Origin of the sequence: Shewanella sp. SM73, from assembly GCF_025653795.1 — a bacterium.
GTDB classification, from domain to species: domain Bacteria; phylum Pseudomonadota; class Gammaproteobacteria; order Enterobacterales; family Shewanellaceae; genus Shewanella; species Shewanella oncorhynchi.
Genome location: NZ_JAKKRY010000009.1, coordinates 40,201 through 53,437, shown reverse-complemented (window position 1 = coordinate 53,437; position 13,237 = coordinate 40,201). Strand labels below are relative to the sequence as shown.

14 protein-coding genes are annotated in these 13,237 nt (G+C 46.1%); 12 read left to right on the top strand and 2 right to left on the bottom strand.

From position 1 onward, the window contains the following. Positions 1-18: 18 nt before the first annotated feature. The 4 genes from recO (at position 19) to L5M51_RS13660 (ending at position 2,654) form a co-directional block, all read left to right on the top strand. Positions 19-729: a DNA repair protein RecO gene (recO, locus tag L5M51_RS13675; RefSeq protein ID WP_212599987.1), complete on the top strand. Its 711-nt coding sequence runs from the start codon at positions 19-21 to the stop codon at positions 727-729. A 70-nt stretch (positions 730-799) separates the two neighbouring features. Next, complete coding sequence (gene pdxJ / locus L5M51_RS13670) at positions 800-1,537, top strand: pyridoxine 5'-phosphate synthase (RefSeq protein ID WP_248084318.1); 738 nt, start codon at positions 800-802, stop codon at positions 1,535-1,537. Then, on the top strand, positions 1,537-1,920 hold the full coding sequence (gene acpS, locus L5M51_RS13665; protein WP_028760816.1) for a holo-ACP synthase: 384 nt from the start codon (positions 1,537-1,539) through the stop codon (positions 1,918-1,920). Before pdxJ ends, acpS begins: the two co-directional genes overlap by 1 nt. Positions 1,921-2,129: 209 nt before the next feature. Further along, positions 2,130-2,654, top strand: coding sequence for a DUF962 domain-containing protein (locus L5M51_RS13660; RefSeq protein ID WP_263173309.1), 525 nt, complete (start codon positions 2,130-2,132; stop codon positions 2,652-2,654). Positions 2,655-2,784: 130 nt separating this feature from the next. On the opposite strand, the gene L5M51_RS13655 is transcribed toward L5M51_RS13660, so the two are convergent. Together L5M51_RS13655 and L5M51_RS13650 are read right to left on the bottom strand one after the other, a co-directional pair. Beyond that, complete coding sequence (locus tag L5M51_RS13655) at positions 2,785-4,059, bottom strand: HlyC/CorC family transporter (protein WP_263173308.1); 1,275 nt, start codon at positions 4,057-4,059, stop codon at positions 2,785-2,787. A 99-nt stretch (positions 4,060-4,158) separates the two neighbouring features. Continuing rightward, a complete protein-coding gene (locus tag L5M51_RS13650) occupies positions 4,159-4,947 on the bottom strand; it encodes an inner membrane protein YpjD (protein WP_028760813.1) in 789 nt (262 codons plus the stop codon). 289 nt (positions 4,948-5,236) lie between these two features. Here L5M51_RS13650 and ffh point away from each other — a divergent pair, with 289 nt between their 5' ends. The 8 genes from ffh (at position 5,237) to hcp (ending at position 13,179) form a co-directional block, all read left to right on the top strand. Further along, on the top strand, positions 5,237-6,610 hold the full coding sequence (gene ffh, locus L5M51_RS13645; protein WP_006080787.1) for a signal recognition particle protein: 1,374 nt from the start codon (positions 5,237-5,239) through the stop codon (positions 6,608-6,610). A gap of 217 nt (positions 6,611-6,827) precedes the next feature. Continuing rightward, positions 6,828-7,079 (top strand): 30S ribosomal protein S16, encoded by a 252-nt coding sequence (gene rpsP / locus L5M51_RS13640; RefSeq protein ID WP_006080788.1) that lies wholly within the window; start codon positions 6,828-6,830, stop codon positions 7,077-7,079. A 20-nt stretch (positions 7,080-7,099) separates the two neighbouring features. Continuing rightward, the gene (rimM, locus tag L5M51_RS13635) at positions 7,100-7,630 is read left to right on the top strand and encodes a ribosome maturation factor RimM (RefSeq protein ID WP_006080789.1); all 531 of its coding nucleotides are present in this window, start codon (positions 7,100-7,102) and stop codon (positions 7,628-7,630) included. Between the two features lie 15 nt (positions 7,631-7,645). After that, complete coding sequence (trmD, locus tag L5M51_RS13630) at positions 7,646-8,392, top strand: tRNA (guanosine(37)-N1)-methyltransferase TrmD (RefSeq protein WP_263140465.1); 747 nt, start codon at positions 7,646-7,648, stop codon at positions 8,390-8,392. Positions 8,393-8,426: 34 nt separating this feature from the next. Continuing rightward, entirely contained in the window at positions 8,427-8,780 is a 354-nt protein-coding gene (gene rplS, locus L5M51_RS13625; RefSeq protein WP_006080791.1) for a 50S ribosomal protein L19, read from the top strand. A gap of 260 nt (positions 8,781-9,040) precedes the next feature. Continuing rightward, the gene (locus tag L5M51_RS13620) at positions 9,041-10,132 is read left to right on the top strand and encodes a 3-deoxy-7-phosphoheptulonate synthase (RefSeq protein ID WP_113940660.1); all 1,092 of its coding nucleotides are present in this window, start codon (positions 9,041-9,043) and stop codon (positions 10,130-10,132) included. 27 nt (positions 10,133-10,159) lie between these two features. Beyond that, positions 10,160-11,299 (top strand): bifunctional chorismate mutase/prephenate dehydrogenase, encoded by a 1,140-nt coding sequence (gene tyrA, locus L5M51_RS13615; protein WP_113940659.1) that lies wholly within the window; start codon positions 10,160-10,162, stop codon positions 11,297-11,299. Between the two features lie 215 nt (positions 11,300-11,514). After that, positions 11,515-13,179, top strand: coding sequence for a hydroxylamine reductase (hcp, locus tag L5M51_RS13610; protein WP_263173305.1), 1,665 nt, complete (start codon positions 11,515-11,517; stop codon positions 13,177-13,179). The last annotated feature ends 58 nt before the right edge of the window (positions 13,180-13,237 follow it).

The window sequence follows — 13,237 nt, the reverse complement described above, 5'->3', positions numbered from 1 at the left end:
CAGCGAGCGCGCTTACCGATGAAACGTGGTTACGTTTTACATCATCGCCCATATCGAGAGTCCAGTGTCTTAGTTAACCTGTTAGTTGACGGCATTGGACGGGTTGATGTGGTTGCCCGAACCGGCAGCGGTAAGCGCTCTATCAAGAGTATTCTCCAGCCCTTTCAACCGCTGATCTTCGAATTTAGCGGTAAGTCTGAATTAAAAACCTTAACTCAAGTCGAAGCCGCTGCGCCTGCTGTGCCTCTTTCTGGTCAAAGCTTGTTTGCTGGCATGTATATCAATGAGTTATTGGTTCGCACTTTGTCTGTACAGCACAATGCCGAAGAGTTGTTCCTCATTTATCATCAAGCTTTAGTCGGCCTTGCCGCGAAGTTTTGCCAATCCCAACTGCGTTATATTGAGCTTGCCTTGCTGCGGGAATTAGGTTTTATGCCTTCTCTTAGCCGCGATACTCAAGGTGAACCACTCGTGCCTGACGATTATTACCAGCTCGTGCCTGAGTTAGGTTTTCAATTTGTGCTTAACTCCCGTGCTCGCAACGCCTACCAAGGGGCAATGTTGACGGCGCTTAACGATAACCAGCTCACCGAAGCACATTTTTTGAGCGCGAAGTTGTTGATGCGCTCCCTGTTAACGCCATTACTCGGGACTAAACCTTTGTTGAGTCGACAATTGTTCGTCAGCACTGCCGTACCAACTAAGATTGATGGGAATAATTCGCCCTAGCTCCTGTTTTTTAGCGTGAGCCTAAGTACAATAGGCCGCAATATCAGCGTTAAACATTAAGGAGTTCCCGATGAGCCGTATCTTATTGGGCGTGAATATCGACCATATTGCTACTCTGCGCCAAGCCCGTGGCACCAGTTATCCTGATCCTGTGCATGCTGCTGCCGTTGCTGAACATGCTGGCGCCGATGGCATCACTATTCATTTGCGTGAAGACAGACGCCACATCATAGACCGCGATGTATATTTGTTGGCAAAAACCTTGAAAACCCGCATGAATTTTGAATGCGCTGTGACCGAAGAAATGCTTAACATCGCCTGTGAAATTAAGCCGACCTATGTCTGTTTAGTGCCAGAAAAACGTCAAGAAGTCACCACTGAAGGTGGCTTAGATGTGGCGGGACAATTAGATAAAATCACTGCTGCAGTTAGTCGTTTAGCTGCTGAGGGTATTCAAGTCTCCTTATTTATCGATGCCGATAAAACTCAAATTGATGCCGCTGTTGCCTCTGGCGCACCGCTTATTGAAATTCATACGGGCTGTTATGCCGATGCTAAAACGGAAGCAGAAGAAGCCACTGAGTTAGCGCGTATTAGCGAAATGGCAAAATACGCCCATGGCAAAGGTTTAGTGGTTAACGCAGGTCATGGTCTGCATTATCACAACGTGAAACCGATTGCGGCGATTCCTGAGTTATATGAACTCAATATCGGTCATGCGATTGTCGCACGTGCCGCCATTGACGGTTTAGCGACAGCAGTGAAAGACATGAAAGTGTTAATGCTTGAAGGTCGTCGAGGCGAATAATGGCGATTGTCGGCCTAGGCACAGATATCGTCGAGATTGAGCGTATTCAGGTCCATGTGGCACGCGCAGGTGACAAGCTGGCGAAACGTGTGCTGACCGAGTCTGAGTTAGCCATTTATACTGCCCATAGTCAGCCAAGTCGTTATCTTGCCAAGCGTTTTGCGGCAAAAGAAGCCGCAGCCAAAGCCCTCGGTACGGGTATTGGCCGCGGTGTGTCGTTTCAGCATATTCACATTGGCAACAATGAGGATGGTGCACCGACGATTCACTTTACCGAGGGTGCGCTGACGCGCTTACAGCAGCTTAAAGCGACGGTTGGGCATATCTCTATTGCCGATGAAAAATCCTATGCGATTGCGACGGTAATCATAGAGTCTCAATAAACCCGAGTTTGCGTCTGTTGGTGGTAAAAAAGGAACCTTAGGGTTCCTTTTTTCATTTCTGGATGGGTATCCAAATCAGTGCTAAATTACTGAATGCAACAATTTATTTACTTTTACTGTTCAGCTTAATTGTTTTACGTTAGTTTATGGCTTGCGCGTCGCTCAATTTGGCGCACGTAAAAGCAGGGGCAAATGAAGAGGAACCCGACATGAAATCCGCCGCAGAGCAGTTATCGACCTACAAAAGTGTGCATTTAAATCAGCGTAATATTCAGACCCATTTTATTGGCATCCCACTGATTATTTGGTCTGCTTTCCTGTTGCTGGCCACAGTGCGTATTCCGCTGGGCAGTATGGGAGAGACAAGTTTAGCAGTGATAGTCGGTATATCCGTGTTGGCCTATTATGTCCGTTTACACTTAAGGCTTTCAATGGGGCTCATATTATTTATGGTACCTGTGCTGCTCACTACTGAGTGGGCGGCGCATATCGCCGGTGCCACTTGGCTTGCCCTAGGGGTATTTGTGGTGGGCTGGGTATTCCAGCTAATCGGCCATCAATATGAAAAAGCCAAGCCTGCCTTTGTGGATGACTTAAATCAGCTATTAATTGGGCCATTTTTCTTAATGGCGGAAGTGTATTTTATGTTGGGCTTAGAAAAGGCGCTGAACGCCCAGATAACGCCAATGGCGCTTGAGAAGCGCCGTATACTTGAGGCGAAAAAGTCTGCATAGCTTGGCTAGATAGTGAATTAGAGTAGATAGATTTATAGCTTGGGGGAGCATCATCGCTTGGAGGAAATCGTCGGCCGGACCACATCTTAACTCGCGTGGTTCGGCCAATTTTTATGCTCAAAATTGAGGATTAAACTCTGGGGGGATGATAATACAGCGGGATAATTCTCACTGTATTAATCATATTTTCTGACACATCAATTATCTCTAATGGATAACCTGCTAAACGTAAACTGGTATTCGCAGAAGGAATTTCCTCCAGATACTCCAGAATCAGACCATTGAGGGTTTTAGGGCCATCGGTGGGAAAGTTCCACTTCATTTCTTTATTCAAATCGCGGATCGTAATGCCCGCATCAACTAAGTAGCTGCCATCTTGCTGGACCTTAATGTCTTCACTCGGGGTGGTCAACATAGAAGTGGTAAAGTCGCCGACAATCTCTTCGAGAATATCTTCGAGTGTTACTAGACCTTGAATATCACCATATTCATCAACGACTAAGCCGATGCGCTCTTTATTTTGTTGGAAGTTAGCTAGTTGCACATTGAGTGGCGTACCTTCTGGCACAAAGTAGAGTTCTTTCACTGCACGTAGCAAAGATGACTTGCTAAATTGCTCTTTAGATTGGAGGCGCAGGGCATCGCGTAGATGAATAAAGCCCACTGCATCGTCTATGGTGTCGCGATACACTAACACTCGGGTATGTGGACTTTGGATCACCTGACGATTGATAACCTTAAATTCGTCATTAACGTTAATTCCGTAGATATCTGAGCGTGGCACCATAATATCTTCAACGGTGACTTTCTCTAAATCCAAGATAGATAACAGCATTTCTTGGTGGCGTCGGGGGATGAGTGCCCCTGCCTCATGTACCACAGTGCGCAACTCTTCTTGGTTTAGCGCATCGCTACTATTAACGGTTTTTATCCCCATCAAACGTAAGATGCCTGTGGTTATCAAATTAACGCTTGAGACAACATAGGCAAAGGTCGAGGAAAGTATAAGTAGCAGAATGCTAGAGGGAAAAGCAATACGCTCAGGATTTAGCGCGGCGATGGTTTTTGGCGTGACTTCAGCAAAAACGAGCACGACTAACGTAAGCACGCCAGTTGCAACAGCGACCCCTAAGTCGCCCCAAAGACGCATACCAATGATAGTCGCAATAGCAGATGCGGAAATATTGACTAAGTTATTGCCAATTAAGATCAATCCAATCAAACGGTCAGGACGCTCAAGTAACTTCAAGGCTCTAATCGCCCCTTTATGGCCATTGTTGGCTAAGTGGCGTAAACGGTAACGGTTGAGAGTCATCATTGCGGTTTCTGAGCCTGAAAAATAGGCAGAGAATAGGATAAGCACTAGTAAAACGATCAGGAGTGCGCTTGTCGATATAGCGTCCAAAAAAGGCTCCAATGTGGCCAGTAAACTTAAGTAAATACCGACATTTAAAAAAAGTGTCAAGTCGGCCGCAGCAATAACTGCCCCAGCCGACATAAATGTTTAGTTGAGGATTAACTCTTTGACAATGCGCGCGCCAAAATATGCGAGCGAAAGTAAGGATGCGCCAGTCAGAGTATAAATGACTGCGGTACGAATTTTACAACCGACCCAATACTGTTGCCACAGCATAGTAATGTATACAAACCAAGCCATTATCGACAGAATTGCCTTATGACCTTTACCATCGGCGAACATATCTTCAAGGAAGATAAAACCAGTCGCGAGCGACAAACTGAGCAAGATAACGCCGATAATCACCAGATGATAAAGCTGTTTTTCAACTGTCATCAGCGGCGGAATGCCAGGGCTCAGCATAAATTGTTTTTTCTTCAGTTTATTTTGGATCATCGCCAGTTGTATCGCATACAGGGCGGCAATCATCAGGGCGCTGTAGGCCATGAGTGACAACACGACGTGGGCTAATACTTCAGGATAAAGCTCAAAATGCGTGATGAATTTAGGTGGCAATAACCAGAGTAGGGCAACCGAAAGCACTGAGCAGGCATAAACCACGGGCACGACGACGATGACCTTCAGCCTGAACATCAATATCGTAAAAGTAAAAGCGATAATCCAGTTCACTAAGGAAATCACATTCGTCAGGCTAAAGTTTTGGCCATCTGTGGTGAAAATCACTTGTGATAATGCTGCGGCATGTAAAATAACCGCAATAGCGGCAAAGCCTGCGACAGCACGGCGATTCGGACCGTCTGGGTGAAACAATCGACTCGTCACTAGTACCAATGCAATGCAATAAAAAAACATGGCTGAGGCAGAAAAGATGACCATGGGTAATTAACCTATTTGTGTAGTTAAAGGTGCCTTAAAAACGGGGCATACAGATCAATATTTTCCCTAGAATAACATGAGCTGTCGGCAAATGGGCAGTGACATGAGTTGCAAAATTTAGCAGATTCTTATTGTTAGGGTTAAATAGTGTGTCGACGACAATAAAACATGACTCAGCGCAAGTAAAACACTTAACCACAATCAAGATGGGTGCAGCAGTAGCATAATGCGCATGCATCGTTATAATACAGCCCATCAATCGAGATTCTTAAAGGTATAGAACAGGACGATGTTTGAGAACCTAACCGACAGACTGTCACGCACACTGAAAAATATCAGTGGCCGTGGTCGCTTAACTGAAGAAAACGTTAAGGAAACCCTGCGCGAAGTGCGTATGGCACTGCTGGAGGCCGATGTTGCCCTGCCTGTGGTGCGCGAATTTGTTAATAACGTAAAAGAACGTGCCGTTGGCCAAGAAGTCTCTAAAAGCTTAAGCCCAGGTCAAGCCTTTATTAAGATAGTTCAAAGTGAACTTGAAAAATCCATGGGCGAGGCGAATGAAGCCCTAGATTTAGCCACTCAGCCGCCAGCTGTGATTATGATGGCAGGTCTGCAAGGTGCGGGTAAAACCACCAGTGTGGCCAAACTGGGTAAATTTTTACGCGAACGCCATAAAAAATCGGTATTAGTCGTCAGTGCTGACGTTTATCGCCCTGCGGCGATTAAACAGCTTGAGACGTTAGCGCAAGAAGTGGCGGTGGAGTTTTTCCCATCGGACGTTAGCCAAAAGCCAATCGACATTGCGAAAGCGGCGATTGCCCACGCTAAATTAAAGTTTATCGATGTGGTGATCCTCGATACCGCGGGTCGTCTGCATGTCGACGAAGCCATGATGGACGAGATCAAAGGCTTACACGCAGCGGTTAAGCCTATCGAAACCTTGTTCGTTGTTGATGCTATGACAGGTCAAGATGCGGCAAACACCGCTAAGGCGTTTAACGAAGCTTTGCCACTGACAGGGGTTATCTTAACCAAAGTCGATGGTGATGCGCGCGGTGGTGCGGCGTTATCGATTCGCCACATTACGGGCAAGCCGATTAAATTCCTCGGTGTGGGTGAAAAGACCGACGCGTTAGAGCCATTCCATCCAGACCGTATTGCCTCACGCATTTTGGGCATGGGCGATGTGTTATCGCTTATCGAAGAAGTTGAGCGCGGCGTCGATAAAGAAAAGGCCATGAAGCTGGCTTCGAAAGTGAAGCAAGGTGGCAGTTTCGATTTAGAAGATTTCCGTGAGCAGTTACAGCAAATGAAAAATATGGGCGGCATGATGAATATGCTGGAAAAACTGCCCGGTGTCGGTCAATTGCCCCCAGAAGCCTTAGCGCAAATCCAAGACGGCAAGATGACAGGTCAAATGGAAGCCATCATTAATTCGATGACTTCCAAGGAGCGTAAGAACCCTGATTTAATCAAGGGCTCACGCAAACGTCGCATCGCAGCTGGTTCTGGCACGCAAATTCAAGATGTAAACCGTTTATTGAAACAGTTTACTCAAATGCAAAAGATGATGAAAAAAATGTCTGCTAAAGGCGGCATGCAAAAAATGATGCGCGGAATGCGTGGCATGATGCCGCCAGGAATGAAATTTCCGGGACGTTAATCGGGCATTTTTAGTTAAACTTAGCACTTTATCAGTCGGTTGAATCTGGCAACAATGAACCGCTTACTGAGGGCGCAGGCGTAATAATCGCCATCTTTGGTTGCATTCGTTGGAAAGTCAGGTAAAATCTTCCGGCTTTCTATCTGGGACTCTTCGCGAACACGGGGTTCCAGTTTTTATTTTTGCTTCAAGCAAATCATTAGAGGATTGAAAACGCATGGTTACCATTCGTTTAGCTCGTGGCGGCGCAAAAAAGCGTCCATTTTACAACATCGTTGTTGCTGATAGCCGTAACGCTCGTGACGGTCGTTTCATCGAGCGTGTTGGTTTCTTCAACCCATTGGCCCGTGGCCAAGAAGAAACTTTACGTTTAGACCTAGCTCGCGTTGAGCACTGGGTTTCTAACGGTGCAGCTGCTACAGAACGTGTAGCAAAACTGATCAAAGACGCTCGTAAAGCAACAGCTTAATAGCGTTAAGGTATAGATTGATGAGCAGTAACCAACAGCCAGTCGTACTGGGGAAATTAGGCTCCTGTCATGGCATTAAAGGTTGGCTGAAAATCACCGCCTATACCGATTCTGTTGAAGGTATCTTTGACTATTCACCTTGGCTTATTAAAGAAAATGGTGAATGGCGCGAAATAAAGGTCACCCAGTGGCGTTATCAAGGTAAGGCCGTTGTTGCCTTACTTGATGGCGTAGAAACACGGGAGCAAGCGCAAATGCTCACAAATTGTGAGATTGCGATTTTGCCGGAACAGATGAACGATTTGCCAGCAGATGAATTCTACTGGCGTGATCTCATCGGTTGCGAAGTGGTCAATACAACAGGCTATAACATGGGGATTGTCGATCAGATCGTGGAAACAGGATCGAACGACGTATTACTTGTTAAAGCCAACGCTAAAGATAGTTTCGGCAAAGTGGAACGTATGATCCCCTTTGTCCCTGAGCAGTTCATCAAAACGGTGGATCTGCAAGGTAAACAGATTTTAGTGGATTGGGATCCTGACTTCTAAGTCGAGGTACAACAGATGTGGTTAGGGGTAATAACCCTGTTCCCAGAGATGTTCCGTGCCGTGACAGACTTTGGAGTTACGGGTCGAGCCGTGAAAAACGGCCTGCTCGAGTTGCACACGTGGAATCCCCGTGATTTCACCCATGATAGACATAATACGGTAGATGACAGGCCTTACGGCGGTGGTCCCGGAATGTTGATGATGGTGCAACCCTTGCGCGATGCCATCCATGCAGCGAAAGCCGCAGCGGGTGAAGGTGCGAAGGTGATTTATTTGTCACCTCAAGGACGCAAGCTGGATCAGCAAGGCGTCACTGAGTTGGCTCAATCATCACGTTTGATTTTGGTCTGTGGTCGATACGAAGGTATTGACGAACGCATCATTCAAACGGAAGTGGATGAAGAGTGGTCGATAGGGGATTACGTGCTTTCGGGCGGCGAATTACCGGCGATGACTCTGATAGATTCAGTATCGAGATTGGTTCCTGGCGTGCTAGGAAAACAAGCTTCGGCGGAGCAAGATTCTTTCTCCGACGGTTTACTGGATTGTCCACATTACACTCGCCCTGAAAGCTTGGATGGTCTTGACGTACCGGCAGTGCTGCTAAGTGGCAACCACGAACAAATTAGACTCTGGCGTTTACAGCAAAGCCTTGGTAGGACTTTACTTAGACGGCCAGAATTATTGCAAAATCTAGCTCTGACTGACGAACAAACGACTCTATTAGCGCAGTTCGTTGAAGCAATGGACAAGCATGCTTAGTCGTAGCTCAGTTAATTCTAGAACGGAGTAAGTTATGAACAACATCATTAAAATGCTCAACGATGAGCAAATGAAACAAGACGTACCTGCGTTTGGTGCTGGTGATACAGTAGTCGTTCAGGTTCGTGTTAAAGAAGGCGATAAAGAGCGTTTACAGGCTTTTGAAGGCGTTGTAATTGCTAAGCGTAACCGTGGTCTGCACTCTGCATTCACAGTACGTAAAATCTCTAATGGCGAAGGTGTTGAGCGTGCTTTCCAAACGCACAGCCCGCTGATCGCTAGCATTGAAGTTAAGCGTCGTGGTCGCGTTCGTCGCGCCAAACTGTACTATCTGCGTGATCGTTCAGGTAAATCTGCACGTATCCGTGAGAAGCTGGCAACTAAGTAATAGTTACCGCTACAGAAAACAAGACGTAGTGTTCGCACAGAAAACCGCCCTAGTGGCGGTTTTTTGTTGCTGTTTTTTGAGTATTTATACTTGATCTAAAGAGAATGAACAGGCATAGTGGTCGCCTGCTTGTAATGGTGTAGCATTACAAGATTACATTGCGATGGATTTACGCTATTTTTTATCCGAAATGAATACCCAAGCTGACTTGAAGTCCTGCTTCGACAACTGGGTTAAACACTAAGTCTTAGGTGGTAAGCATGCAACAAGATACGATTAACAACGTACACATCAGTTCAGAGAAAGTCTTAATCACGCCGCAAGAGCTTAAAAATGCCTTGCCACTCTCTGAGCATGCTTATCGCTATATCCTCAATGCTCGCAAAACCGTGGCTGATATTGTTCATAAGCGTGACAATCGAGTATTGATCGTCACCGGGCCATGCTCCATCCATGATATCGCCGCCGCAAAAGAATACGCTTTAAGGCTTAAAACTCTGCACGATGAACTCAGTGATGAGTTTTATATCTTAATGCGAGTCTACTTTGAAAAGCCGCGTACTACGGTAGGTTGGAAGGGCATGATCAATGATCCCGATATGGATGAATCCTTCGATGTCGAAAAAGGCCTGAAAATGGCCCGTGAACTGATGATTTGGTTGGCCGAGTTAGGACTGCCAGTTGCTACCGAAGCACTCGATCCTATCAGTCCTCAGTACATTTCTGAGCTTGTCACTTGGTCTGCCATTGGTGCTCGCACCACTGAATCGCAGACTCATAGGGAAATGGCATCGGGTTTGTCTATGCCGGTGGGCTTTAAAAATGGCACCGATGGTAAGCTCGATGTAGCGATTAATGCGCTAAAATCGGCGGCCAGTAGCCACAGATTTATGGGCATAAACCAACAGGGCCAAGTCGCATTATTGCAAACTGCAGGTAATCCCGATGGCCATGTGATTTTACGCGGTGGTGCAACGCCCAACTATGATGCGGCGAGTGTGGCAGAGTGTGAAACGCAGCTCCATAAAGCCAAACTCAATGCACGTTTGATCATCGATTGCAGCCATGGCAATTCATCCAAAGACTACAGCCGCCAAAAGCCTGTCTGTGAAGATGTGTTCGAGCAGATTTATAACGGCAATAAGTCGATTATTGGCGTCATGCTAGAAAGTCATTTAAATGAAGGCAATCAAAGTTGTGATAGGCCATTAAGCGAGCTAGCTTACGGTGTTTCTGTAACAGATTCTTGTATTAATTGGGAAAAAACAGAAACCATTTTACGGGAAGGTGCAGCGAAGTTATCTTCAATACTTCCAACGCGTTTCGATATGCTTAAAGTAGCTAACGCTTAAATTGGTTACAGCTTAATGGACTCAGGTATGAATGAAAAAACAACGGCCGAATTAGAACACCTTCGCGGCCTGATTGATGGTGTTGATCAGCAATTACTGCACTTACTGCGTAAGCGCTTGGATCTCGTTGCGCAAGTGGGCACGGTGAAACACGGCGCCGGTTTACCTATTTATGCACCTCAGCGTGAAGCCGCCATGCTGGCTAAACGCCGTGAAGAAGCAAAAACTATGGGGATCGAGCCGCAGTTGATCGAAGATATTTTGCGTCGCTTGATGCGCGAGTCTTACCTTAATGAGAAAGATGTAGGCTTTAAACAAGTCAAAAAAGATTTAGGATCTGTGGTGATTGTCGGCGGTAAAGGGCAACTCGGTGGACTGTTCTCACAAATGCTGACTTTATCCGGCTACCAAGTGAATCTGCTCGATAAAGATGATTGGCAGCAAGCGGATAACCTATTTGCCGATGCGGGGATGGTGTTAGTGACAGTGCCTATTGCGATTACTTGCGAGCTTATTCGTGAAAAGCTGACCCAATTACCAGCCGACTGCATTCTGGCGGATTTGACCTCCATCAAGACTGAGCCAGTTAAAGCCATGCTTGAGGCGCATTCTGGTCCCGTCGTTGGTTTTCATCCTATGTTTGGTCCTGATGTGGGCAGTCTGGCGAAGCAAGTCGTGGTGGTGTGTCATGGTCGCTCGCCGGAAAAATACCAGTGGTTACTTGAGCAGATCGCCATTTGGGGCGCGCGGATTGTCGAAGCAGAACCAGAGCGTCACGACAATGCGATGCAGCTAGTGCAGGCAATGCGTCACTTCTCGACCTTTGTGTATGGTTTGAATCTGTGTAAGGAAGAGGCTGATATCGATACTTTACTGCAATTTAGCTCGCCGATTTACCGATTAGAATTGGCTATGGTAGGGCGCTTATTCGCCCAAAGCCCAGAGCTTTACGCCGATATTATTTTTGCCCAGCAAGATAGCCAGCATGCTATTGGTGATTATTTAGATAACTACCGTGAAGCGTTAGAGCTACTAAAACGGGGTGACAGGAACGAGTTTATTAAGCAGTTCCAAAGTGTCGCCAAATGGTTTGGGGATTTTGCACCTCAATTCCAGCGCGAAAGTCGTATTATGCTGCAATCGGTTAATGATATGAAAACCAATTAATAAATAAACAGTTACCCTTTAAAACGCCCATCATTGATGGGCGTTTTTTTATGGATTTTAACAGGTCACATTGTATTAATTAGCAATTGCTTAAGGTGATCTTTCTCTAACATTTAGCATCTCACTTTAGAAATGACTGTCGCTTATGGCACGTTTAGGTAGACTAGTTTTAAACATGCAAAAATAAAGCATGAATTTAAATTAGGAGTCTATCCATGTTCTGTATTCAGTGTGAGCAAACCATTCGTACACCCGCTGGCAATGGTTGTAGTTATTCCCAAGGTATGTGTGGCAAGTTGGCGGCAACGTCCGATCTGCAAGACTTGCTGATTTACATGCTACAAGGCGTGTCTGTATATGCGGTTAAAGCTCGCGAGCTGGGCATTATCGATGCTGAAATTGATAGTTTTGTGCCTAAAGCCTTTTTCGCGACCCTCACCAACGTCAACTTCGATGATGAGCGCATTATGGCCTATACCCAGCAGGCGGCTAAGTATCGTGCTCAGTTAAAAGCTTCTTACGAAGCGGCTTGTGAACAAGCCGGTATTGCTGCTGAGCAAGTGCCGCAAGTCGCTCAGTTAGTGCTGGGGACAAGTAAGATTGAAATGCTAGCGCAGGCACCGATTGCACTGCTGAATAAAGATAAGCATGAAGTTCATGAAGACATCATGGGATTGAGGTTATTGTGTTTATATGGCCTTAAGGGCGCGGCTGCTTATATGGAGCATGCTCGCGTGTTGGGTCAGACTGATGCTGATGTGGCAGGGCGCTTCCATGAAATTATGTCTTTCTTAGGTGAGCCGAGTGTTGATGGCGATAAGCTGTTTACTACGGCTATGGACATAGGTCAGTTGAACTACCGCATAATGGCAATGCTGGATGCGGGTGAAACTCAAGCCTTTGGTCATCCTGAGCCAACTGTGGTCAACACTAAGTCAGTTAAGGGCAAAGCCATACTAGTCTCTGGCCATGACATGAAGGATTTAGAGCTTATTCTCGAGCAGACTGTAGGCAAGGGTATCAATGTGTTTACCCACGGTGAAATGCTTCCTGCACTGGCGTATCCAGCCTTTAAAAAATATGCACATCTTGTCGGAAATTACGGCAGTGCTTGGCAGAATCAACAGCAAGAATTTGCCAATTTCCCTGGCGCTGTGGTGATGACATCTAACTGTATTATCGATCCAAATGTGGGTAGTTATAGTGATCGTATCTTTACTCGCAGCATAGTGGGCTGGCCTGGTGTGGTGCATATCGAAGGAGATGATTTCTCGGCTGTCATTGATAAAGCGTTAGTCTTAGAAGGCTTTATCTATGATGAAATCCCACACACTATCACTATTGGTTTTGCCCGTAATGCCTTGATGGTCGCAGCGCCCGCCGTGGTTGAAAATGTGAAGAGTGGTGCGATTAAGCATTTCTTCCTTGTTGGCGGTTGCGATGGCGACAAAGCCGACAGAAGCTACTTCACTGAACTTGCTAAATCCACACCTAAGGATTCAATAATCCTGACGCTAGGCTGTGGTAAGTATAAATTCAATAAGCTCGAATTTGGTGACATTAACGGTATTCCACGTTTGCTCGATGTGGGCCAATGTAACGATGCCTATTCAGCGATTCAGTTAGCGATTGCATTAGCTGAAGTGTTTGAATGTGATATTAATGAATTACCTCTGAGCTTAGTGCTTTCTTGGTTTGAGCAAAAAGCCATTGTAGTACTGCTGACACTGTTGTCACTTGGCGTTAAAAATATTCGAACAGGCCCGACGCCACCTGCGTTCCTGACGGCCAATTTAGCCAAAATTTTGGAAGATAAGTTTGGCTTGCGTAATACCACGACAGTCGAAGCCGATTTAAAAAATATGTTAAACGTGGCTTAAATCAACCAAGAATTGTTGCTGAACTGCGGTTTTGGCTTGTTTACTGAGACCGCAGTGT